The 23718-nt window shown below is 62.6% G+C and carries 23 protein-coding genes and 1 pseudogene; 4 read left to right on the top strand and 20 right to left on the bottom strand.

All coding sequences use genetic code 11. The features are described 5' to 3' along the window. Positions 1-48 precede the first annotated feature (48 nt). Together BFN67_RS21615 and BFN67_RS21610 are read left to right on the top strand one after the other, a co-directional pair. The gene (locus BFN67_RS21615) at positions 49-798 is read left to right on the top strand and encodes a phosphatidylserine decarboxylase (RefSeq protein WP_280951352.1); all 750 of its coding nucleotides are present in this window, start codon (positions 49-51) and stop codon (positions 796-798) included. A gap of 3 nt (positions 799-801) precedes the next feature. Then, entirely contained in the window at positions 802-1626 is an 825-nt protein-coding gene (locus tag BFN67_RS21610) for a CDP-alcohol phosphatidyltransferase family protein (RefSeq protein ID WP_080921525.1), read from the top strand. A 6-nt stretch (positions 1627-1632) separates the two neighbouring features. On the opposite strand, the gene BFN67_RS21605 is transcribed toward BFN67_RS21610, so the two are convergent. The 3 genes and pseudogenes from BFN67_RS21605 to BFN67_RS21595 all read right to left on the bottom strand — a co-directional run bounded on the left by BFN67_RS21605 (position 1633) and on the right by BFN67_RS21595 (position 5634). Then, positions 1633-3861: an AMP-binding protein gene (locus BFN67_RS21605; protein WP_080921524.1), complete on the bottom strand. Its 2229-nt coding sequence runs from the start codon at positions 3859-3861 to the stop codon at positions 1633-1635. Between the two features lie 231 nt (positions 3862-4092). Continuing rightward, positions 4093-4539, bottom strand: a pseudogene (locus BFN67_RS21600) (DMT family transporter); the annotation flags it as partial. Positions 4540-4749: 210 nt separating this feature from the next. Beyond that, positions 4750-5634 carry a DMT family transporter gene (locus BFN67_RS21595; protein WP_080921523.1) on the bottom strand — a complete coding sequence of 295 codons (885 nt, stop codon included), beginning with the start codon at positions 5632-5634 and terminating at the stop codon, positions 4750-4752. Positions 5635-5810: 176 nt separating this feature from the next. On the opposite strand from BFN67_RS21595, the gene BFN67_RS21590 reads away from it, so the two are divergent. Continuing rightward, positions 5811-6320: an OsmC family protein gene (locus BFN67_RS21590; RefSeq protein ID WP_080921522.1), complete on the top strand. Its 510-nt coding sequence runs from the start codon at positions 5811-5813 to the stop codon at positions 6318-6320. Between the two features lie 41 nt (positions 6321-6361). On the opposite strand, the gene BFN67_RS21585 is transcribed toward BFN67_RS21590, so the two are convergent. From BFN67_RS21585 to BFN67_RS21575, 3 genes are all read right to left on the bottom strand, one after another. After that, on the bottom strand, positions 6362-6595 hold the full coding sequence (locus tag BFN67_RS21585; RefSeq protein ID WP_080921521.1) for a hypothetical protein: 234 nt from the start codon (positions 6593-6595) through the stop codon (positions 6362-6364). Positions 6596-6760: 165 nt separating this feature from the next. Then, entirely contained in the window at positions 6761-7309 is a 549-nt protein-coding gene (gene fae, locus BFN67_RS21580; protein ID WP_080921520.1) for a formaldehyde-activating enzyme, read from the bottom strand. A gap of 171 nt (positions 7310-7480) precedes the next feature. Continuing rightward, positions 7481-8242, bottom strand: coding sequence for an SDR family NAD(P)-dependent oxidoreductase (locus tag BFN67_RS21575; RefSeq protein WP_080921519.1), 762 nt, complete (start codon positions 8240-8242; stop codon positions 7481-7483). Positions 8243-8421: 179 nt separating this feature from the next. Between BFN67_RS21575 and BFN67_RS21570 the strand changes: the two genes are divergently transcribed. After that, positions 8422-8844, top strand: coding sequence for a DoxX family protein (locus BFN67_RS21570; protein WP_080921518.1), 423 nt, complete (start codon positions 8422-8424; stop codon positions 8842-8844). Between the two features lie 6 nt (positions 8845-8850). Here BFN67_RS21570 and purF read toward each other — a convergent pair whose 3' ends face one another. The 14 genes from purF to rnr all read right to left on the bottom strand — a co-directional run bounded on the left by purF (position 8851) and on the right by rnr (position 23715). Beyond that, a complete protein-coding gene (gene purF / locus BFN67_RS21565; RefSeq protein ID WP_080921517.1) occupies positions 8851-10320 on the bottom strand; it encodes an amidophosphoribosyltransferase in 1470 nt (489 codons plus the stop codon). A gap of 112 nt (positions 10321-10432) precedes the next feature. Beyond that, positions 10433-11032 (bottom strand): CvpA family protein, encoded by a 600-nt coding sequence (locus tag BFN67_RS21560; protein ID WP_080921516.1) that lies wholly within the window; start codon positions 11030-11032, stop codon positions 10433-10435. Between the two features lie 26 nt (positions 11033-11058). Continuing rightward, positions 11059-12462 carry a DNA repair protein RadA gene (gene radA, locus BFN67_RS21555; RefSeq protein WP_080921515.1) on the bottom strand — a complete coding sequence of 468 codons (1404 nt, stop codon included), beginning with the start codon at positions 12460-12462 and terminating at the stop codon, positions 11059-11061. A 3-nt stretch (positions 12463-12465) separates the two neighbouring features. Beyond that, entirely contained in the window at positions 12466-13956 is a 1491-nt protein-coding gene (locus BFN67_RS21550) for a replicative DNA helicase (protein ID WP_080921630.1), read from the bottom strand. Between the two features lie 224 nt (positions 13957-14180). Beyond that, the gene (locus tag BFN67_RS21545; RefSeq protein WP_080921514.1) at positions 14181-15149 is read right to left on the bottom strand and encodes a small ribosomal subunit Rsm22 family protein; all 969 of its coding nucleotides are present in this window, start codon (positions 15147-15149) and stop codon (positions 14181-14183) included. Between the two features lie 2 nt (positions 15150-15151). Beyond that, the gene (locus BFN67_RS21540) at positions 15152-15475 is read right to left on the bottom strand and encodes a YnfA family protein (RefSeq protein WP_080921513.1); all 324 of its coding nucleotides are present in this window, start codon (positions 15473-15475) and stop codon (positions 15152-15154) included. Positions 15476-15540: 65 nt separating this feature from the next. After that, complete coding sequence (locus BFN67_RS21535) at positions 15541-16854, bottom strand: cyclopropane fatty acid synthase (protein ID WP_080921512.1); 1314 nt, start codon at positions 16852-16854, stop codon at positions 15541-15543. Between the two features lie 264 nt (positions 16855-17118). Then, entirely contained in the window at positions 17119-17700 is a 582-nt protein-coding gene (gene rplI / locus BFN67_RS21530) for a 50S ribosomal protein L9 (protein WP_080921629.1), read from the bottom strand. A 208-nt stretch (positions 17701-17908) separates the two neighbouring features. After that, on the bottom strand, positions 17909-18157 hold the full coding sequence (rpsR, locus tag BFN67_RS21525) for a 30S ribosomal protein S18 (RefSeq protein WP_080921511.1): 249 nt from the start codon (positions 18155-18157) through the stop codon (positions 17909-17911). After that, entirely contained in the window at positions 18157-18591 is a 435-nt protein-coding gene (gene rpsF, locus BFN67_RS21520) for a 30S ribosomal protein S6 (protein ID WP_080921510.1), read from the bottom strand. The genes rpsR and rpsF overlap by 1 nt, the downstream gene beginning before the upstream one ends. A gap of 296 nt (positions 18592-18887) precedes the next feature. Beyond that, positions 18888-20069, bottom strand: a complete 1182-nt coding sequence (locus BFN67_RS21515; RefSeq protein WP_080921628.1) for an MFS transporter — start codon at positions 20067-20069, stop codon at positions 18888-18890. Between the two features lie 69 nt (positions 20070-20138). Beyond that, complete coding sequence (locus tag BFN67_RS21510) at positions 20139-20879, bottom strand: NUDIX hydrolase (RefSeq protein WP_080921509.1); 741 nt, start codon at positions 20877-20879, stop codon at positions 20139-20141. Between the two features lie 83 nt (positions 20880-20962). Next, positions 20963-21412 (bottom strand): DUF983 domain-containing protein, encoded by a 450-nt coding sequence (locus tag BFN67_RS21505; protein WP_080921508.1) that lies wholly within the window; start codon positions 21410-21412, stop codon positions 20963-20965. Next, positions 21412-23715 (bottom strand): ribonuclease R, encoded by a 2304-nt coding sequence (rnr, locus tag BFN67_RS21500; RefSeq protein WP_080921507.1) that lies wholly within the window; start codon positions 23713-23715, stop codon positions 21412-21414. Before rnr ends, BFN67_RS21505 begins: the two co-directional genes overlap by 1 nt. Positions 23716-23718 lie beyond the last annotated feature (3 nt).

The following is a 23718-nucleotide window of genomic DNA, read 5'->3' as shown; positions in this document are numbered from 1 at the left end:
TCGGCATGATCGTCCGCCTGCGGCATCGCGCGCGCGTTGCGGCTTTCCATCGTTTCCGGTAGAGAAGCCGGACCTGAAACGGAGCCATCCGGCAAGCCGATGAATCTCGTCGATACGGTCAAAAACACCTTCGTTCCGATCCATCGTGAGGGCTACCCTTTCATTGCGGCTTTCGCATTGATCACGCTGTTTCTCGGTTATTTTTCCTCCATACTGTTCTGGATCGGCCTGATCCTCACCGCCTGGTGCATCTATTTCTTCCGCGATCCCGAACGTGTCACTCCGGTGGACGACCGGCTGGTGATAAGCCCCGCCGATGGCGTCGTTTCAGCCGTTGGCCCGGCGATCCCGCCGCGCGAACTCGGTCTTGGCGATGCCGAGATGACGCGCATCTCGGTGTTCATGAATGTCTTTTCCTGCCATGTGAACCGCGCGCCGACGCGCGGCCGCATTGCCCGCATCGAATACCGGCCGGGCCGTTTTTTCAATGCCGAACTCGACAAGGCAAGCAGTGAGAACGAGCGCAACGGCCTCGTCATCGAAAGCCCGAACGGCACTATCGCCGCCGTGCAGATCGCCGGGCTGGTGGCGCGCCGCATCGTCTGTTGGACCGAATCCGGCGGCGCCATCGGCATTGGTGAACGCTTCGGCCTGATCCGCTTCGGCTCGCGCGTCGACGTCTATCTACCGGCCGAAGCCGTGCCGCGCGTGGCCGTAGGCCAGACGGCAGTGGGCGGCGAGACCGTGATCGCCGAGTTTGGCGGCAGCGCCGGCGTGCCGCTGGTGCGGGTTTCCTGACTGATGAACAAGCCGTTCAAGAAGTTCGAGGTGCATGGCTCGGGTGGGCCGCCCATCCGCGAAATTCCGTTGCGCCTGGTGTTTCCCAACCTCATCACCGTGCTCGCCATCTGTGCCGGCCTTTCCGGTATCCGCTTCGGCTTTGAGGGGCGTTTTGAGACGGCGGTGGTGATGGTACTGCTGGCGGCCTTCCTCGACGGCGTCGATGGCCGTTTGGCGCGGCTCCTGAAAGCGACCTCGAAATTCGGCGCGCAAATGGATTCGCTGGCCGATATCGTCAATTTCGGCGTCGCGCCGGCGCTGGTTCTCTATGCTTTCCTGCTGGAACGCGCCGGCTCGCCCGGCTGGATCGCCGCGCTGCTTTTCGCAATCGCCTGCGGCATGCGGCTTGCCCGCTTCAACGTACTTTATGAGGACGACGACCAGCCGGTATGGCAGGCCGAATATTTCGTCGGTGTGCCGGCCCCTGCCGGCGCGGTGCTGGTGATGCTGCCGCTCTACCTGTCTTTTCTCGGGCTGGAGCCGAGCAAGCCGGTGGCACTTGTCGCCACCGCCTTCACCACGCTCGTCGCCTTCCTTCTGGTCAGCCGCTGGCCGGTCTATTCGGGCAAGAGCCTCAAGATTCCCGGTGACAAGATGTTGCTCGTCATCCTTGCCATCGTGCTCTACCTCCTGCTTGTGGCAAGCTACCCGTGGCATACGCTGACCGCCTCGGCGATCGCCTATCTCATCTTCCTGCCGTTTTCGATGCGCGCCTATTCGCGCCGTGCAAAACGCGAGGGCGAGAAGGCCCTGCCACCCGATGTGGATGCAAGAACGACCGATTGAGCGGGTTCAAGCCGCAGCACTGTCGCCAAGACGTTCGATCGCCAACTGCCGTGTGCCGACATAATCGGTCTTGCCTGAACCGAGCACGGGGATTTCACCGACCTTGACAATATCGCCGGGGATCGAAATCTCTGGCGCGCCGGCGTCTTTGGCGGCCTTGCGCAGCGCCTCGCCATCGGCGTTGTCTGCGGTAGTGACAAGCACGATGCGCTCGCCGCGCTTTTTGTCGGGCACGGAAACCGCGGCATGATGTTCCTGCGGCCAAAGCCGCTGTGCCAGCATTTCCACCGCGCCCAGCGATACCATCTCGCCTGCGATCTTGGCAAAGCGCTTCGCGCGCCCGCGAATGGTGATGAAACCCTCCCGGTCGATCGAAACGATGTCGCCGGTATCGTGCCAGCCATCGGCGAGCGGCTGCAATTCTCCGGGCCGATCCGCCGTCATGTAGCCCATCATCAGGTTCGGGCCGCTCAGCCATAGGCGCCCGGAATCGTCGATCCCATCCACCGGCTCCAGTCGCATATGCATCGCCGGCAACAGACGGCCGACCGTGCCGTCTCGGCCATGGATGGCGGTGTTGACCGCAACGACAGGTGCGGCTTCCGTCAGGCCGAACCCTTCGATGATTTCCGCGCCGAAGCGCTCTCGCCAGGTGCGGCGCGTTTCCGGCCGCACCGCCTCGCCGCCGGCGACGATGAAGCGCAGGCTGGAAAAGTCGTCGTCCTTGGCCGCGCGGGCGTAATTGGCCAGAAACGTGTCGGTGCCGAACATCACCGTCGGCCTGATCTTGCGGGCGATCTCGGGAATCTGCTTGTAGTGCAGCGGGGAGGGGTAGAGGAACAGCTTCACCCCCATCACCAGCGGCAGGATGGTGCCGCCTGTGAGCCCGAAGGCATGGAAGGCCGGCAGCACGTTGAACAGCGTGTCGGTCGCCGTCACGGTAATGCGGGCTTCCGCCTGCATGGCGTTGGCGAGAAGGTTACGATGCGAGAGCACAACTGCCTTCGGCGTGCCTTCCGAGCCGGAGGTGAACAGGATGACGGCCGGTTTGCCGGCGTCCTGTTCACTGAGCGGTCGGCGCCAGAACAGCGCCGCTGTCGCCTTTTCGATGAAAGAGGCGCTTGAGTGCAGATCCTCCAGCCATAGAAACCGGGCGCCGGCTTCCTCTATCGCCTGCACGATGTCGGCAAGCCCGGCCTTTTCGATAAAGGCACGCGAGGAAACCACGCAGGTGATGGTGGCGGTGCGGATGGCGGACGCCACATTGGCCGGCCCGGCGGTGTAATTCAGCATCGCCGCTGCTCGTCCGGCCGAAAGCAGGCCGAGCAGCGAAAGCACCATGCCATTGGTGTTGGGCAACAGGACACCGAGCGCCCTGCCGGGCGGCGCGGCTCGTTCGAAGCGCGCGCCCAGCACCCGCGCGCCAATGAACAGGCGGCGATAACTCAATGATCCGCCGACGATATCCTCGACCGCCGTGCGTCCGGCACCGACCCGGTCGGCGGCATCGCGGACGGCCAGGAACAGGCCGCGGTCGAAATCGGTCGCGGCAAGCCGCGCTTCCGCCATGCGGTCGAAGAAGGCATTGCTGGAACGGGTCTGGTAGCCGCCCGCCCGCTCGACCAGTTCGGTAATGGTCATGGGGTCAAGGACGCTGATCGCCAGCTTCGGCAGGAAGCGGCGTGGAGCCTTCTGTGCATCGGTCAGCGAAAACGGCAGATGCCGCGCACCGCCGACGAAAATCGGCACGATGCGCGCGTCGGCCTGCATGGCGATCCGGGCGATGGCGCGATAGAGCCGAAAAGTCTTGACGTCCGGCTCCACCGCATCCGGCAGATAGACTGCAAGCCGTCCGCTGCCTTTCAGCACGCGCACCAGCCGCCGGCTGACAAAGACATGCTCGGCGTTGAAAGCAATGGTGCGGGCCAGTTCGCGCCACGGCTCCAGCCAGGTGGCGCGGGCCGAGGCTTCATCCAATATGTGCAAAGTGTTGTCCGGCAGGAGCGACAGCATCAGCGCCGGTTCCAGCCGGGATTGATGGACAATCGCGTAGATTACCGGCGCGTCGGCGCCGCGCGCGATCTTCATGCGCCGGTCCGAAATCCGGTAGATGAGCTTGAAAGGCGCATAAAGCAGCGCCTGCGCGGCGCTCAGGCCGAATCGAAATTTAGCCACCGCACCGGCGAGCAACCAGATGGCGGCAAGGCAGGCCAGCAGCGCAAGCGCCAGGGTCATGCCGTATCGCTCCTTGTTCGTGCATGAAACACGCAAGGCTAAACGAAGCATCGATCAGGTCAATGCGAACCGTTCGCATATTCGCAGGCTCAAGACGCGCAAGACAAGAAAAAGCCGGCCTTGCGGCCGGCTGGGAGGGAGACGGGTCGATGGGGGTTTGGGGGACTTGGGAAGACCCGTCGCACAGAAAATGCACGGCGCACGGATAGGTTCCATCGTTGCGAAAAAATTTCACGGCTGTGCAAAGGGCACGCGTAGCCGCTGTTTGGGCCTGTGCCAATCATAGCCGGCATGAGCAAATACTGCGCCTAATACGACCGCGCCGCCGGCGAGGCAGGCTGCCGGAGGCAATTCTGACAGGAAAAGCCAGGCGAACAGGATCGCGAACTGCACTTCGGCATTGCCGAGCAGGACCGATTCGGGTGCCGGGATCAGGCGGCTGTCTTCGGTCCGCAGGATTGAGGCCAGTCCGAAGGAAAGCCCGAAGGCAATCAAAAGAAGCGCATCGTGACGTGAAACCGCCAGCGGATCGGTGACAAGCCAGCCGAATATGAACAGCAGCAGGGACGACACCGCGCCCGCCCACACCACTGGCGAGTCGCGGAATGCGCGGACCATGATCATGTAGAGCGCGCTGCCAATCGTCATCAGCAATGCTAGGCCGTCGCCCAGAAGGGATGGTGAGCGGGTCTGCATGGATGGACTTGGTCAGGACGTCGGTGAGGCCGAACACAGCCGCCGCAGTCGAAACCAGCACGATGCCGAACATGCGCTCGGTCGAAACCGGATCGAACGCCGAATGTGCCGCGCTGTCCATGCCGAGCTTTCCCGATGACGCCGCATCTTAAAACAAGGCTGCTGACAGCGGGCAGGCGGGGACCGTGTCCCCTAAGCCCTGCGCCAGCGTTCGCCGGCGAGGATAATCAGTCCGGCCGAGATGATGATCGCGGCGCCGACGAACACCTCCGTGCGCGGCACGTCGCCCCAGATCAGGTAGCCGAAGGTGAAGGCCCACAGCAGCGCCGTGTATTCAAAAGGCGCGATGATCGAAACGGGCGCGCGCCGCATGCCCTCGAAGAGCAGGAATTGCGCAACACCGCCGAGCGTACCGACGCTGAGCAGCAGCACCCATTCCCAGCCGTTCGGGGTCTGCCATACCCAGAACAGCGGCAGGGCGGAAAAAATGAGGAAGAAGGCGTTGTTCAGCACGAGTTGGATGATCGAGCGTTCCAGCAGCGCGATCTTGCGGATCAGGACAATGGTCAGCGCCCAGAAGCAGGCGGCGGCGAGCACCATCAGCACCGGAGGCGAAAAGCCCATATGGCGCGGATCGCAGGCCACGAACACGCCGGCAAATCCGATAAGCACGGCCACCCAGCGCGAGGGCGGCACGGTCTCTTTCAAAAGCACGATCGACAGCACCGTGACGATGATCGGCGCGGCGAAATAGATGGTGGTGAGTTCGGCCAGTTGCAGGTAGCGGGCTGCGTTGTAGAAGCACAGCCAAGCCACCATGGTAAGCAGGCTGCGCAGCACCATGGCCTTGAGGATCGGCGATCTTGCGGCTTCAACGAAGAGCTTCGGTCCGCCGACGCAGCCGGCACCGATGAGAATGATGGCGCTCCGGAAGGCCATGATCTGCCAGACACTTATGCCGGCAACCAGAAGCTTGATGACAGCGTCTTGCGTGGAAAACAGAAAGTAGGCCAGGCTCGTCAGCATGATGCCGGCGAAGACCTTTTCGCGCGTGTCGAGGACGGCAATATCGGCCATTGTGGAAGTTCCGTCCGGCGAGGCAATTTGGGCGGACCGCCTGCCGGGCCGCCTGCGCCGTACGCTACACCAGACGACCATGCCGCAGCGCTGCGCCAGCAATCACGGAACGTTGGCGCAGAGTCGCGCGACGCGGACGGAAATGCTATGAAATCCTGCCGCTCCGGGAGGAAGTCATGGATGCAGCCGCGATGAAGGCAATGCAGGCGCCGCTCAAGGAAGCCTATCGCGAGGACGCGTCGCGGGCGCTGGTCACGTTGAAGGCACGGGGCACGGTCGGCGAGCAGTCCATCGCCTGCAGCGTGGAGACGGGCAGGGCGCTTTCGGTGGCCGGCCTGCATCCAGCGACGGGCGGCAGCGGGTTGGAATTGTGCTCCGGCAATATGCTTCTTGAGGCTCTGGTCGCCTGTGCGGGCGTGACGCTGAAGGCGGTGGCTACCGCCCTGGAATTCCAGTTGAACTCATCGACGCTCGAAGCCGAAGGCGACATCGATTTCCGCGGGACCCTCGGCGTGGCCAAGGACGCGCCCGTCGGTTTTCGTGCGATACGCTTGAAATTCGTGCTGGACACCGACGAGCCGCAGGAGCGAGTCGACCTGCTGCTGAAATTGACCGAACGCTACTGCGTGGTGTTTCAGACCCTCAATTCGAGTCCTGAACTCTCGACCAGCACCAAACGGGCATAAACGCCCTGCCCCGGGGGCAGGGCCAGCATTGCGGTCTGGGCTTATTGCGCCGGCGCTTCCTGCAGGGACGGTTCGTCGTCTCCAAGATCGTCGGCATAAGGCGAGGCGCTTGGCACGCACTCGATCGACCAGCCCGCCGGCACAGGCTGCTTCTTGTATTCGGCAATTGCCGCCGTGCATTGGTCATGCTTGTCGAAGGCGGTCGGCATAACGACCATGCCTCCCTGTGGGCCGGCGACGACCAGATACCAGACCAGAACTGCTGTGGCTGACATGACGTTCCTCGTTATCCTGAAAAAGACGATCTTCGGATCAGGCACTGTTTCTAGAGCATGGGACCGAAAAGTGGAATCGGGTTTTCGGATTATTCCTATGCTCTATCAAAGTGTCGGAACGGCTTGCCGACCGAACACACGCCGCCTTGCATCTGCCTGATGATCTCAGATCTTACCGTCAAGTCCGAGCTGGTGATACTTGTGCATGATCTTGTCCTGGTTCTCCAGAAGCCAGTCGATCGACGGCTCGTTGCTCATCGCCTTGCGGATAGCCTCGGTCGTACCCTTGCGATGCAGGTCGAACAGGATCTTGTGGTCGAGGTTGTTGTCGTCGACGACGCTTGGCGCCAGCCAGACCGAGCAGATGATGCCGAGGTCGTTGGCCTTCTCCTTCGGTATGATGCCGGCGCGAACAGCATCGAGAACGCCATTGGCGATGGCGAATTGCACCGTGCCCATCAAAATGCTGGTGTAGCGTGAGCTTTTCACCGTCACCTTGGACACGCACAGCGTCACCGGGCGCACCATGATGTCGGTGTTGAGCAGCGCGAACACGCGTGTATGGCCCGCGACCTGATCGCCGGTCAGGGTCGCAAGCGCGGTTCCCACGGGGCCGTCGAGTTCACCGATCACGATTTCCGGTTCAGCTGCGGTTCCGGGAGGGCCACCAGCGACCAATGCCTCGCCGGTGCGCATAACGATACGATTGCTCATTTGAATTCCTTCCAGTTGGAAACTTTGGGGCCAGTTGGAAACTTTGGGGTGGATGCGGCCGCTCTGTTCGGTGCAGCCAAAACGTGCCCGCTTGGATGCTAACCAGTCAGGACGGCACAAGCGACTGTGACATAGAGGCGCTCCGGGTTCTGCTCGACTGTGAAAGTCCGGCTATTCGGGCATCCGATATGACACCCAGCGATCATGCCTGGCCTGATAGATCTGGCCGGTACGCGTCTCTGTCGGGTCCGCTAGCGGTACGATCCGCGCGGCGATATCACCTGGATGCGGCAGCGTCTCGGGGTCTTCGCCGGGCATGGCCTGCGCGCGCATGGCGGTGCGGGTGGCGCCGGGATCGACGGAATTGACGCAAAGCGCCATGTTGCGGGTTTCGTCCGCCCATGAGCGCGCCATCGCCTCAACAGCCGCTTTCGAAGCCGCATAAGGAGCCCAGAAGGCGCGCGCCGAGTGCGCCGCCCCGGACGACAGGAGAATGGCGCGCCCGGCGTCGGATTGGCGCAGCAGCGGATCGACCGAGCGGATCAGCCGCCATGTGGACGTCACATTGACCGTCATCACCTTCTCGAAGGTCTTGGCCTCGACATGGCCGATCGGCGCAATCACGCCCAGCAGTCCGGCATTGGCCACCAGAATGTCCAGCTTGCCCCAACGTTCGTTGACGGCGCCGCCCAGCCGGTCGATGCCATCCATGTCGGTCAGGTCGAGCGGCACCAGCGTAGCCTCGCCCTTGCCGGTCCTGTCCTTCTCGGCCTTGATCTGGTCGTCGAGTTCTTCCAGCCCGCCGGTGGTGCGAGCAACGGCGATGACGTGGGCGCCGGCCGCCGCCATGTGCCTTGCGATGAAATAGCCGATGCCGCGCGAGGCGCCGGTGACGAGGGCGATGCGGCCGGTAAGGTCGGGCAGGGCAGTCATGCGGGTATCCAGTTCAATAAAGCCTTGAAACGGCTCGTGATAGGACGAATCTCGGCCAAGGGAAACCCGGCGTGAGGTCGCGGCGAACAGGGAAAGGTACGGAATTTTCGACAGTCTTGTCGGGTAAGGCACATGCCGCCCGTCCTTGAAGCAGGCACGACCAACCCTGGAGAGAACCCATGAGCAGAACCGTTGCAATCCTGATCGCGAGGCTGATCTTCGCCGCCGTCTTTGCCATGGCGGCCAGCTTCAAATTTGCCGGAATGGAAGCCACGGCGAACTATATCGCTGCCGCCGGCTTTCCGTTTCCGCTGCTTCTGGCCTGGCTCGCCGCCATTTTCGAGATCGCGCTGGTGCTCGCCTTTCTGACGGGCGCTTTCTTTTCCGAAGCAGCGCTATTGGCCGCCATCTATGTGATTTTCCTCGCCTTTGCCTTCCATGGTCCGTCGCATTGGCAGGCGAGTCAGGACGAGTTCGGCTTTTTCGTCGATCATTTCACCTTCCTGGCCGGCCTGCTGTTCGCAGCCGTTCACGGGCCGGGCAAAAGATTGGCCCTGTGCTACGGCTTCATTTGGAGGGATGAAACGGTGCCGGCGAATTGAGACGAGCTATGCTCCGCTGACCGCCAGTAGCGACAGCGTGCGCACATTGTCAGATTGCTCGAAATCGGCCAGCCGTGTCGGATACTGGCCGCTGAAGCAGGCGTCGCAGAATTGCGGCTGATCCTGGTTGCGGCAGGCTTGGCCAACCGCTCGGTAGAGGCCGTCAAGTGTCAGGAAACCGAGCGTATCGACGCGGATGAAGGCGGCCATTTCCTCGATCGACATGCGTGAGGCAAGCAGCTTCGACTTTTCGGGCGTATCGACGCCGTAAAAGCAGGAGGCGCGAGTCGGCGGCGAGGCAATGCGCATATGCACTTCGCTGGCGCCGGCATCGCGCACCATCTGCACGATCTTCTGGCTGGTGGTGCCACGCACGATGGAATCGTCCACCAGCACGACCCGCTTGCCCTCGATCATGCTGCGGTTGGCATTGTGCTTCAGCCTCACGCCCATATGGCGAATCGAGTCGCCCGGCTGGATGAAGGTGCGGCCGACATAATGGTTGCGGATGATGCCGAGTTCGAACGGAATTCCGGCTTCCTGGGAAAAGCCGATGGCCGCCGGCGTGCCGCTGTCGGGCACCGGCACGACGATATCGGCCTCGATCGGCATTTCGCGGGCAAGCTCGGCGCCGATTCGCTTTCTCACCTCATAGACGTTGCGGCCCTCCACGGATGAATCGGGGCGCGCGAAATAGACATATTCGAAGATGCAGAACCGGGTCTTCTGCGGCTCGAACGGAAACAGACTCTCGACGCCTCTGGCGGTGATGACGACCATTTCGCCGGGCTCGATGTCACGTACGAAGCGCGCGCCGATAATGTCGAGCGCGCAGGTTTCCGAAGCCAGAATCCACGCGCCGTCGAGATCGCCCAGCACCAGCGGACGGATGCCGAGCGGATCGCGGCAGCCGATCATCTTCTTCGATGACAACGCCACCAGGGAGAACGCCCCTTCGAGCTGACGCATGGCGTCGATGAAGCGGGCGTTGAGATCGCGCTCCCTACTGGTGGCGACCAGATGCAGGATCGTTTCGGTGTCCGAGGTCGAGGAGAAGATCGAACCCTGCTTCTGCAGCGTGCGCTGCACGGTCATCGCATTGGTGATGTTGCCGTTATGGGCAACCGCGAAGCCGCCATCGGCAAGCTCGGCGAAGAACGGCTGGATATTGCGCACGCCGGCGCCGCCGGTGGTGGCGTAGCGCGTATGGCCGATGGCGCGGCTGCCGGGAAGGCGATCCAGTACAGACTGTTTGGTGAAACGGTCGCCAATCAGGCCGACATGGCGCTCGATGTGGAACTGCTTGTCGTCATAGGAGACGATGCCGGCGGCCTCCTGGCCACGATGCTGTAACGCATGCAGGCCCAGCGTGACGATGGCTGCCGCATCCTGCCGGCCGAATATGCCGAACACGCCGCATTCGTCGTGAAAATGGTCGTCCGCTTCGCCGGAAAGTGCGTCGCCTGCATCTGCCATGGCATGAAGCCTTTCACCTGCTAAACAAGCAATATAAGCGCGCGGCGGTCAGGGAACAATGTGCCGCATCGAATGCCTTGGCCGATCATCGACAAAGGCCGTCACAGGATCGTCAATTGCCGCTGGCTGGCGCGTCGGCGGGCGGTGAGGCGTCGCCATTGCCTGCTGGCGGGCTCTGCGTGTCCGCTCCGGCCTCGCTTGAGCCGGGGCTGAGCCGCTTGAGGATCGTGTTCTCGGGGTCTTCCGGCAGCATGTTTTCGATCTTTGTGCCGATCGATTCCAGCAGCGGCCGCGATTTGGCGCTGACGACCCATTCCGGTGCCCGGTCGCCGGCCAGCCAGTTGAAGAACATCAGCCCGACGGCGACGACGAGAACGCCGCGCGCCGCGCCGTAGAGAAAGCCGAGCGTGCGGTCGAGCGCGCCGACCCGGCTGTCGATGATCCAGTCGGCCAGTTTCATGGTGATGATGGTGACGATGATCAGCGCGACGATGAAGACGATACCTGCCGCCGCTCCCATGGCGATCTTGTCGTTGTCGATATAGGGCTGAACATAAGGCACGACGGGCTTGTAGAAGAAGAATGCCGCCGCCGCCGCCGCGATCCAGGAGGCGATCGACAGCACCTCGCGGGAAAAGCCGCGCACCATCGCCAGCATTGCCGAAACCAGGGTGAAACCGACGAGAATCCCGTCAAGCAGCGTAATCGGCATGTGCTTCCTTCCACTCCAAGGCTGCGTCAGTCATGCTCTTGAGCATCGCTGCGGCGTGAACCTGCGATGCGCGCCACCAAGTCGGCAAGATCGGTGGGTCGAAAGGCCCCGGCGCCGATGCCACCGTTTATTTCTTCGCTGCCAAGCGGCAGCACCGCGCTTCCAAAACCCAGCTTTTCGGCTTCCTTGAGGCGTTGCTGCGCATGCGCGACCTGCCTCACGGCCCCCGAAAGGCTGATTTCGCCGAAATAGACGCAATCGGCTGGAAGGGCAAGGCCGGTGAGCGAGGAAACCAGCGCCGCCGCGACCGCGAGATCGGCGGCCGGCTCGGAAATGCGGTAGCCGCCAGCGACGTTGAGATAGACGTCATGCTGGGAAAAGCGCACGCCGCAATGCGCCTCCAGCACGGCAAGCACCATCGACAGCCGCGCATTGTCCCAGCCGACGACGGCGCGGCGCGGCGTACCGAGCGGCGAGGGCGCGACCAGCGCCTGGATTTCCACCAGAACCGGGCGCGTGCCTTCCATGCCGGCGAAAACGGCTGCGCCCGGCGATTTGGCATGACGCTCGCCCAAAAACAGTTCGGACGGGTTGGCGACTTCACGCAGCCCCTTATCGGACATTTCGAACACGCCGATCTCGTCGGTCGGGCCGAATCGGTTTTTGACCGTGCGCAGGATGCGGTAATGATGACCGCCTTCGCCTTCGAAATAGAGCACGCCGTCGACCATATGCTCGACCACGCGCGGCCCGGCGATCTGGCCCTCTTTGGTGACATGGCCGACCAATACCACCGCGGCTCCGGTGGATTTGGCGTAGCGGATCATCGCCTGCGCCGAGGCGCGTACCTGGGTGACGGTTCCCGGCGCCGAATCGGCCAGGTCCGTCCACAATGTCTGGATCGAATCGAGAATCACCAGGTCGGGCCGTTTGCCTTCTGTGATCGTCGCCAGAATGTCCTCGACATTGGTTTCGGCGGCCAACTCGACCGGCGAAGTGGCGGCGCCAAGCCTTTGCGCGCGCAGCCTGATCTGCGCCACCGCTTCTTCGCCCGACACATAGATGATGCGATGCCCTTGCTGGGCGAGTGCGGCAGCCGCCTGGGTGAGAAGCGTGGATTTGCCGATGCCGGGATCGCCGCCGATCAGAAGCGCCGAGCCGCGCACAAAGCCGCCGCCGGTGGCGCGGTCCAACTCGCCGATACCCGAAGCGATACGCGGCGCGTCCTCGATGTCGCCTGAAAGCGTGGTCAGCGCCACGGCGCGGCCCTTGCGGGCATTGCGAGCCTGGGCGGGGCCGGAGCCGATGCCGCCGGCCGTGCCTTCCTCGACCAACGTGTTCCATTCGCCGCAGGAATCGCATTTGCCGGCCCAGCGCTGGTGCACCGTGCCGCAATTCTGGCAGATGAACTGAATGCGGGATTTGGCCAACGCCTACTCGAACCTTTCCGGCAGATGGCTGTCTTCCGCCAGATCGAAGAAGCGGGTGAATTCCCCCTGGAAACCGAGTTGCACCGTGCCGGTCGGGCCGTGGCGCTGCTTGGCGACGATCACTTCGGCCTTGCCGCGCGCTTCGTTCAGGTCGGCTTCCCATTTGAGATGTTCTTCGGAGCCGAATTTCGGCTCCCTGTTCTTCAGGTAATATTCCTCGCGGTACACGAACATCACCACGTCGGCGTCCTGCTCGATGGAGCCCGATTCGCGCAAATCCGAAAGCTGAGGGCGCTTGTCGTCGCGGCTTTCCACCTGGCGCGAAAGCTGGGAAAGCGCGATGATCGGCACGCCGAGTTCCTTGGCCAGCGCCTTGAGGCCGGTGGTGATCTCGGTGATTTCCTGCACGCGGTTCTGCGCGGCTTTCGCGCTCGAGCCCTGCATGAGCTGGATATAGTCGATGACGATGACATCGAGCCCACGCTGGCGCTTCAGCCGCCGCGCCCGCGCCGCGAGCTGGGCAATGGAAATGCCGCCGGTCTGGTCGATGAACAGCGGCAGCTTCTGCATGGTTTGCGAACAGGCGACCAGCTTTTCGAAATCCATCTCGGAAATCTCGCCGCGGCGGATCTTGGAGGAGGGGATTTCCGTCTGCTCGGAGATGATGCGCGTGGCGAGCTGTTCCGACGACATTTCCAGCGAGAAGAAGCCCACGACGCCGCCATTTGCCGCCTTGAAAGTGCCGTCGGCCTGTTGCGCCGGCTGGTAGGATTCGGCGATGTTGAAGGCCACGTTGGTGGCAAGCGACGTCTTGCCCATGCCGGGGCGACCGGCGATGATGATAAGGTCGGAGGGTTGCAGCCCGCCCATGCGCATGTCGAGGTCGCGCAGGCCGGTGGCGATGCCGGACAGATGTCCGTCGCGCATATAGGCGGCGTTGGCCATGTCAACGGCGGTTTTGATAGCGTCGGTGAAGCTTTCGAAGCCGCCATCATAGCGGCCGGTCTCCGCCAGTTCGAACAGCCGCTTTTCGGCGTCCTCGATCTGCTCGCCGGGCGACATGTCGACGGGCGCGTCATAGGCGACATTGACCATGTCCTCGCCGACCGTGATCAGCGCCCGGCGCGTTGCGAGATCATAAATGGCGCGGCCATAATCGGCGGCATTGATGACGGTGACGGCCTCGCTCGCCAATCTGGCGAGATACTGAATCAGCGTCATGTCGCCGACCTTTTCGTCGGTCGGCAGGAAGGTCTTCAGCGTCACCGGATTGGCCATCTTGCCCATGCGGATCAGTTCGGAGGAGACCTCGAATATCTTGCGGTGCAGCGGTTCGTAGAAATGGCTGGGCTTGAGGAAATCCGATACCCGGTAGAAGGCGTCATTGTTGACCAGCATGGCGCCAAGCAGCGCCTGCTCGGCTTCGATATTGTTCGGGGCCTCGCGATACAGCGGAGTTTCCGCCACTTCGAACTTGCGCGCTGCCTCAGCCATCATTTCCCCAACTTACCCATGCCGAATCGCTAGTCTGGGCCATCCCGGCTCGACCCCATCTGGATAGCAGAGTGTGCCATGCGAGTCCGATCATAGCTCCCCGTTTGGCCGGACAACTCCCACGATTCACAGGCAGCGCTGCCTTGAGGCGATTCCATTTGACTTGCCAGACTGCGATTCTAGCGACGGGTATCGAACAAATCAAGAACAGGCCGGGGTCTGAATTATATCTCGATACTGTCGCCCCAGCCGACACGCCGCGCGCGCCTGAAGGCGTCGCCGTCACGCTTGGTGAAAAGGCGCGAGGCGGCGCTGCCGTCCGGCTGGCACAATTTCAATTCCACCTTGCCGGAACCCACTTTCGGCGGCGCCAGCACGCGAGCGGCTTGCGTGGGCGCAGGCTGGCGTGAAGCGGCGAGATAGATGAATTTCTCGTCCTCCCATGGCACATCGGCGTTCTTGGTCAGCCGGTGGATGCGTGACCGTGCCACCCGGCGGGCAAAATGGCACCAGTCGGGGGCGACAAGCGGACAGACGGCGTTGTGCGGGCAGGGCGCCAGAATGTGCGCGCCCGCGGTGATCAACTGCGCACGAACATCGAGCATGCGTCGCCAGCCGGCCGGCGTGCCGGGCTCGATGACAAGCAGCGTATCGCCTGTCAGTGCCCAAAGACGGTCGATCAGCTTGCCGATCGAAGGCGGTGCCAGTTCGTCCAGCACATAGGCGATGGTGACGAGTTCGGCAGGCTGTGCCGCGTCGAGATCGAGCGTGGCGTCACCGGCAAGCCACTGTGCCTGCACGCCCAAGCCCTCGGATGCCAGGGCCTCGCCCGTCCGGCGGGCGGCCGCACTTGCTTCCATCAGGGTTGCCCGCCGCAGTTCTGGCCACAGGTCGGTGGTTGCCCACAAAACCGTTCCAGGCCCGGCGCCGATATCGAGCAATGTGGCGGGCGAAAAGTCGGGCCGCGCCTCGGCCAGCGCATCGAGGCAGGCGTGCACGGCGGCATAGGTGGCCGGAAGCCGTGCCGCCAGATAGGCTTTGACCGCGAGGTCGTCGGCCATATGCAGGCGGCCATCGCGCGTTTCGGAGCGGTAGCGGCCGGACAGGGTGCTTGCCGCGTCGCGCAATTCGCCGAGCGGCACGGTTTCCAGAAGCCGATCCACGGCCTGACGGAGCGGGGCCGGCAGTTCCACAATCAGGCTCCGCGCGGCGCGAACAGGATTAGCGATGCACCGCAAAGGCAGATGACGGCGCCGGCAATATCCCATCGGTCGGGCCGCACACCTTCCATCATCCACATCCAGCCGAGCGACGCCATGATGTAAATCCCGCCATAGGTGGCATAGGCGCGCCCGGCGGCATCGCTGTCCACAAGCGCCAGCAGCCAGGCAAACAGAATCAGCGACGCCAGACCGGGCAGCAGCCACAGCGGCGACTTATCCAGCCGCCACCACGCCCAGAAAGAGAAGCATCCACCGATTTCGGCCAATGCGGCGGCTACATAGAGGAGATAGGTCAAGAGAAAAACCCCGCGCTATGGCGGGGTTTTCCATGATCGTGAAGGGCATGGCAAGTCGAATAAGCCTATTTGCCGGTCACCCTGCGGCGACGCGCCGGCTTGGCCGGGGCATTCTCTTCCCCTTGCTGGGAAACGGGTGCGTCCTTGCGGTGCCCCATATCGCGCATTTCCAGCGCCCTTTCGCACTTCGACATGTAGTCGCGGGTCATCGGCAGCGCGTCGTTGCGGCGCGTGAGCTGGATCTGGAAGTTCACCAGGTCCTGCCAGCGGAAGGCCGCCTCCGATGCCGCGAGATAGAATTCCCACATGCGGCAGAAACGCTCGTCATAGATCGCCTTGGCCTTGTCGCGGTTGACCGCGAAACGTTCGCTCCAGCGATTGAGCGTCTCGGCATAATGCAGGCGCAGAATTTCGATATCGGTGATGACCAGCCCGGATTTCTCGATCACCGGCGCCACTTCAGACAGAGCCGGGATATACCCACCGGGGAAGATGTATTTGCGGATGAAGGCGCTGGTCGCCCACGGCACGCCGGACCGGCCGATCGTGTGCAAAAGCATCACGCCATCGGGCTTGAGCAGCGTCGCGCATTTGTCGAAGAAGGTGCGGTAATGGTTGACGCCGACATGCTCGAACATGCCGACCGACACGATGCGGTCGAAACGCTCGTTGATGTTGCGATAGTCCTTGAGTTCGAAGTGCACGCGGTTTTCCAACCCCTGGGCATGGGCGCGGTCGGTAGCGACGGCATGCTGCTCGGTGGAGAGTGTCACGCCCTGCACATCGACGTCGAACGTCTTGGCCAGATAAAGGCCAAGGCCACCCCAGCCGCAGCCGATATCGAGCACGGTCTGGCCCGGTTGCAGCTTGAGCTTGGCGCTGATGTGCCGTTTCTTGGCCGCTTGTGCCTCGTCGATCGTCATGTCGAGGTGATCGAAGAAGGCGCAGGAATATTGCATGTCGTCATCGAGGAAGAGCCGATAAAGCTCGCCCGAGAGATCGTAGTGCCGCTGCACGTTGCGCCGCGAGCGCGAGGTCGTGTTGACCTGCTGCAGGCGGCGGAAGGCATGGCGCAGCCCTTCGATCGCCTTTGACCATGTGGCGTCAATGCCGCCGCTGCCCATATTCTGGAAGGCGATCCGCATCAGGCCGAGCACGCCGCCTTCAAGAATGTCGAGTTCGCCGTCCATATAGGCTTCCGGCACGGCCAGCATCGGATCGAAGGTGATTGCACGCTGGGCATGTGGTGTCTTGATATGGATATGCACCGGATCGCCGCTGCCGTCGCCGAAGGTTGAAATCGTGCCCTTCGGATCGGTGACCTTGAGACTTCCCGTGTGCACCAGGTGTTCGAGAATACGCTTCAACATAACGTTCATGAATCATCATCCCTATCGAACCAGGCGGGGGCGTCACCATTGTGCCTCAATACGGACGGGGTCGAAAAGTTCCCTTTGAACAAAAAAGCCCGGACACAAGGTCCGGGCTTTTGGTCCAGAATATGAATGCCGAGGCTCAAATCCTGACGGCATTAGAGCGCCGTGCGTTCAATTGAATGCACAAAGGGACGCTCTAACACCTTGATGGAGCATCGGAATAACCCGAAAACCAGATTCCACTTTTCGGTCCGATGCTCCAGGCACTCAGGCCTCTTCTTCGCCCTCGAACTCGGCATTCGGATCGAAGAAATTATCCGGCCGGGCGTTGTCGTTGATGTCGTCGCCATAGATCGCCTCGGCGGTCGTCAGCATCTCGCCCTGAGCCTGGCGTTCCGCTTCGTCGGTGCTGCGCGCAATGTTGAGCGTGACGGTAACCTCGACTTCCGGGTGCAGCGCGATTGCCACATTGGTAAGGCCGATGGTCTTGATCGGATGATTGAGTTCGATCTGGTTGCGGGCGACCGAGAAGCCCTCGGCGGTCAGCAGGTCGGCGATATCGCGCGTCGAGACCGACCCGTAAAGCTGTCCGGTTTCACCTGCGGAACGAACCGCGATAAAGCTGTGGCCATCGAGTTTCTCGGCGATCGCCTCGGCTTCGCTCTTGCGCTCGAGGTTGCGAGCTTCGAGCTGTGCGCGCTGGCCTTCGAACTTCTTCTTGTTGGCTTCATTGGCTCGCAGCGCCTTGCCCTTGGGCAACAGGAAATTGCGCGCAAAACCGTCCTTGACCTTGACGGTATCGCCCATCTGGCCGAGACGCGCGACGCGTTCGAGTAGGATGACGTCCATTTTCTTCTCCATATGCGCCGTTTTCGGCGATTGATCAGGAGACAGACTGGAAGCAATGGTGCCGATGGTTCGTGGCGCCGGTTTCGCTGTCCTGCCTGTCCAGGCAGTTAGGGGTAAGCTGTGCTTGAGCCCCAACTCGGGAATGATCCGCTCCCGAAGCGGCAGGATGGGCAAGGAGCGCGGTTAAGCGCCCCTCGCTCAAGGCGTTTTAACGCACGACGTAAGGCAGCAGGCCGAGGAAGCGGGCACGCTTGATCGCCTTGGCGAGTTCACGCTGCTTCTTCTGGCTGACGGCGGTTATGCGCGAAGGCACGATCTTGCCGCGCTCGGAAATGTAGCGCTGCAGAAGCCGCACGTCCTTGTAGTCGATCTTCGGGGCATTGGTGCCGGAGAACGGGCAGGTCTTGCGCCGGCGATGGAACGGGCGCCGGGTCGGGATCTGGTTGATGTCGACCATTATGCTGCTCCCTCGTTCTCGTTGCGGGGCCGGCGCGGGCCGCGGTCGCCGCCACGATCACCGAAGGAACGCGGGCCGCGATCGCCGAAATTGCCGCGATCCGAACGTTCCTCGCGCTTCTGCATCATCGCGGAAGCACCTTCTTCGTGCTTCTCGACCTTGATGGTCAGGAAGCGCAGCACGTCTTCCGACAGGCCCATCTGGCGCTCCATCTCGGCCAGAGCCGGCGGCGGGCAGGTCAGGTCCATCAACGTGTAGTAAGCCTTCCGGTTCTTCTTGACCCGGTAGGTAAGGGACTTCAGCCCCCAGTTCTCGACCCGGCCAATCGAGCCGCCGCCTTCGGTGATGACGCCCTTGAAACGTTCAACGAGCTCATCGACCTGCTGCTGCGACAGATCCTGCCGGGCAAGGAACACATGTTCGTATAGAGCCATAGTTCTTTTGCCTTTCTTCGTTTCTCTCCCGGTCCCGGCGGCTAAAGCCTCTGCAACTTCTCTGATCCTTCGAGGGCCTGTGGCCACCTCAGGAGAAGAAAGGAGCATGACGAGACGGTCGAGAGCGGAGACACGGGAGGCGGGCGCTTTTTAGCGTCGCGACGAAAGCGTTGTTTTTAAGAAAAACGGCCTTCGGCCCTCCGTTCAGCCCCCAGTCAGGACCGGCAGATTGAGGGCGGATATACAGCATTTTTCCTGCAACGCAAGCCTGGGGCCGGCCTGGACGTTGCCATCTGCTAATGCTGCCGCGCCTTGATCGCCATTCGCGACATCGCCAGGATCATATAAGCGGCGAAGAAAAGCGCGAGAGACCAGCCGAAACCGTCCGGGCCAAGCAGATCCATGCCGATGCCGATGACCTGCGGGCCGAGCACCATCCCGATGCCATAGCACAGCACGAATGCGGCGTTGGCCGAGGCGAGATCATGGCCGGAAAGCTGCGATCCGAGATGGGCGAGGCCGACGGTATAAAGCGCCGCCACCACGCCGCCCCACAAGAACAGAAGCGCCGCCATCAAGTGCCAGTTTGCGGCAAAGAGCGGCATCATTGCCGTGCCGACGAAACCGACCGTGGCGCAGGCGAGAAGCAGGTAGCGCCGGTCGCTTATGCGGTCGCTGAGCATGCCCATGGGGATTTGTAACAGCACATTACCGAGCCCGATCATGGTGAGCAGGAGTGCTGCGTCAGCCTCCGAATAGCCGATGCGGCTGCCATAGACGGGAAACAGCGCAAAGCCGCCGGTCTCGACCGCACCGAAAACCAGTACCGCGACCGTCGCTGTCGGCACCATCCAGATATAGCGCAGGAAACCGCTGGTTTCACTGGTGGTGTGGATGTCGGGGCTTTCCTTGCGTGCGGCAAGAACCGGAAGTGCCGCTATCGCGACAAATGCGACCGTGACGCCGAAAGGCAGGAACCCGACGCTGCCCAGATGCGCGAACAGCCAAGGCCCGGCGGCGAAGCCGAGTGAAAGAACCGTGGCATACACGCCGAGCACGAGACCGCGCCGATGCGGCGGCGCCGAGGCGCTGATCCAGAATTCCGAAAGAATGAACAGGATGGTGAGCGAGATGTGCAGCACCACGCGCAGCGGAAACCACATCCAGAATGCGGGTGCGAAGTGGAAACCGATAAAAGCGAGCGCCCCGGCTGCGATCATCATCAGCATGGTCATGGCCACACCGAAACGCCGCGCCAAGGGCGTCGCCAGCGGCGCGCCGGCAATGGAGGCGAGACCGGCGACAGCGGTGTTGAGGCCGATCATCGAAGCCGAATGGCCGCGTGATTCCAGGATGACGGACAGGAGCGGCATGCCGAGGCCGATGGCGATGCCTACCACGCTGATCGCCGATATGGCAGCCAGCATCGGCAGCCAGTGGACGCGCTCCTCGTCCTGCGCTTCGGTATCGGCGCTCATCTTGTGGCCGTCCGGCGTTTGCAGGCGAGAGGGGGAAGCGACGTCAGCACCAAAAGGGCGGTCCATTTCTCAAAGAACTTCGCGGATGAAACGATTACCGATCATCCGGTAGAACGGGACCGGTCCTCCGGGCTGCAGCAGCGGGTCTTGCTCAAGCCGCAGTTCCAGTTCCTCCAGGATGGTTTTCGTAATGCCCGGAATATCACCGTTTCGGGCTTCGGCAAGCGGCAACCAGACAAGATCTTCCAACTCATTGGTCGGCCCGCCATCGGCCAGTTCCACGGCCACGTCGCTGCGCCAGGCGACCAGGAAGCGGGTGTCGTAACGGCGCACGCGGCCGGGCGGGGTGATGGCGCGTGCGACGAAGCGCACGGCTTCGAGCGAAGGCTGCACGCCATGCTCGGCAAAACCCTGCCATTCCGGCTTGCTTGTGCGGAATTCGCCCTTTTGGCCGATCAACAGGCCGGCTTCCTCATAAGTCTCGCGGATGGCTGAAAGCGCGATGGCGCGGGCGCGCGCCGCGCTGGCGCGACCGGGGCCGGCAATGAGCTTTTCCTCCACGGCCGTCGGTAGTGGCGCCGCCACCTCAACGCGGCTGTCGCCGGGGTCGGTGCGGCCGCCGGGAAACACGAATTTACCCGGCATGAAGGCGTGCCGTGCATGGCGGCGGCCCATCAATACGCGAAAGTCATTGGCCGTGCGGTCGAGCAGGATCAGCGTGGCCGCGTCGCGCGGGCGCTTCGGTCCGCCCTGCGGTCTCAATTCGTTGCGCTCGATCGCGTCAACTTCCGCCTTGGTCATTCCGTGCATGGATTGGCCCTAGCCGAAAGTTGCGGTGCATGAAAGAGGGACTTTTGCCAGATCGGTTATGGTAGGATGGCGCCACGAAGCTATTATTGCGCCTCGAGTTTCGAGTGCGTTTCGATCTCGTCGTCCTCGCCGCCGAAACCATGCATATAGAGTGCCCATTGCAAACCGATGACGGCGCCCTTGATCGGTTGCAGCAATGCCAACGCCATGATGAGGGTCAATGGCGCCCATACGGCAAGATGCAGCCACATGGGCCAGAATGTCGTCATCTCGACGGTCATGAAGGCGCCCAGCACGACATGGCCGACGACGACGATGTCGAGATAGGCGGGCAGGTCGTCGGCGCGATGGTGATGAATTTCTTCGCCGCAGGCCGAGCATGTGTCCACCGTCTTGACGAAGGCGCGAAACAGCTTGCCTTGGCCGCAATGCGGGCAGCGGCCGAAAAAGCCGCGCTTCATGGCTTCCATCAGCGGCCGCGCGGGCCTCTCGCTCTGCGCGTCGCCGCCGAAAACCTGTTGTTGTGCAACCATTATCGTCTCCTGCCGCGCGGCCCCGAATGCGACCGGGACACCCTGCCACGCGATTGGCGCTTGGCCTTGTGGAATGACCGTTTGGAGCCGGGCAGGGGCTTGGGCTCGCTCAGCATCTCGAAGCGCATTGCACCCGCCATGGGGGCAACTTCGATCAAGCGGACCTCGACGCGATCCGCAAGCTGATAGCCTTTGCCGCTGCGCTCTCCGAACAGTGTCCGCGCCGCTTCATCGAATATATAGTAATCGCCCTGCAGCGATGACACCGGTATGAAGCCATCCGCGCCAAATTGCGGCAACTGGACAAAAAGTCCTGCCTTGGTCACGCCGGAGATGCGTGCATCGAAATTTTCACCAGTCTTTTCAGAAAGATAGCCAGCGACGAGACGGTCAATTGTCTCGCGTTCGGCCGCGATGGCGCGACGTTCCGTCGCTGAGATCAAAACCGCGATTTCTTCAAGCCGCGCCTCTTCGCCCGGCGTCAATCCGTCCGCGCCAAGCCCGAGCGCCGCGATCAGCGCGCGATGCACGATCAAATCGGCATAGCGGCGGATCGGTGAGGTGAAATGCGCGTACCGCCGGAGATTCAGCCCGAAATGGCCAAGATTGGCGGGCGAATATTCCGCCTGGCTTTGCGAGCGCAGCACCACCTCGTTGACCAATTCCTCATTATCCTCGCCGTGCACGCGCTCCAATATGCCGTTGAATTGCGCCGGGCGCATCTGTGCGCCGCGCGCCAGCGAAAGGCCGATAGTGTGGAGAAACTCGCGCAGCAATTCCTGCTTTGCCAGCGACGGCGCATCGTGGATGCGATAGACCAGCGCCTGTTTCTTCGCCTCCAGAGTCTCGGCGGCGCACACATTGGCCTGGATCATGCACTCTTCGATCAGTTTGTGCGCGTCGAGCCGGTCCGGCACCACCACCTTGTCCACAGTGCCGTCCTCTTTCAGCAGGATCTTGCGCTCCGGCAATTCGAGTTCGAGCGGCTGGCGGGCGTTGCGGCCGCGCTTCAAAACGGCATAGGCATCCCACAGTGGCTTCAGCACGGTTTCAAGGATCGGGCCGGTCTTGTCGTCTGGTGCGCCGTCAATCGCCGCCTGGGCCTGGGGGTAGGCGAGCCTGGCGGCCGATTTCATCATGATTCGATGGAAGGAGTGCCGGAGTTTGCGGCCTTCAGCCGTAAAGGTCATGCGCACGGCCATTGCCGGGCGGTCCTCGCCTTCGCGCAGCGAGCACAGATCGTTGGAAATGCGCTCAGGCAGCATCGGCACGACGCGATCGGGGAAATAGACCGAGTTGCCCCGCCTCAATGCCTCCCGGTCGAGCGGCGCGTCGGGCCGCACATAGGCGGCGACATCGGCAATCGCGACGGTGACGATGACGCCGCCGAGGTTCTTCTCGTCCTTGTCGAGCGTGGCGAACACCGCATCGTCATGGTCCTTGGCGTCGGCCGGGTCGATGGTGACGAGCGGCAGGTCGCGCCAGTCCTCGCGTCCGGCAAGCGTCGCCGGCTTCGCCGCCTCGGCTTCCGCCACAACGTCGGCGGGAAAGATATGCGGGATTTCATGGGCATGGATGGCGATCATCGAGATCGCCTTTTCGCTGGTCAGCGAGCCAAGCACCTGGAGTACCTTGGCCTTGGGCAGGCCGTAGCGCGGCATGCGCGCCGGCTCCACCTCGACGAGGTCGCCGTTTTCCGCGCCGTTGACGAACTCCTTGTCGACGATCAGTTCCGGCTGGCGCCGCTCGACAGGTTCGATGCGAAATGTGCCGTCATGCAACATGCGGAAGATGCCGAGCACGGCTTCGGTGCGCTTTTCGAACACCTTCATCACCCGCGCCGTATAGGCCGGGCCTGTCGCATTGTCGGTGGGGAAGGTTTTTGCCAGCACCCGGTCGCCGATGCCGGGTGTCGGGCCGCTGCGCGAGGCGCGGATGGCAACCACCGGCACGTCGCCATTGCCATGGCGTTCGCTTGGCCGCGCAAGCAGCAACCCGTCTTCGTCGCGGCCGAAAATGTCGAGTACCGCCACATGGGGCAGGGCGCCGGGCCGGATGAGGCGCTTGCGAGTCTTTTCCAGCAGACCCTCATCCTGCAGGTCGCGCAGGAGATCTTTCAGCCAGATGCGGTCGTCACCGCGCAGCGAAAAGGCCTTGGCGATGTCGCGCTTGCCGGTGCGGTCGGGGTTCTCAGCGATGAAACGCAGAATTTCGTCGCGCGAAGGTCGGTATTGGTCGCCGGGTCCGCGGCGCGTATCGCCGGCGCGCGGATCGTTGTGATCTCCACCGCGGCGGCGCGCCAACGC

The organism is Manganibacter manganicus, assembly GCF_002075885.1.
Taxonomy (GTDB): domain Bacteria; phylum Pseudomonadota; class Alphaproteobacteria; order Rhizobiales; family Rhizobiaceae; genus Mesorhizobium; species Mesorhizobium manganicum.
The sequence above is the reverse complement of the archived record's forward strand: the minus strand, read 5'-3'. Positions and strand labels throughout refer to the sequence as shown.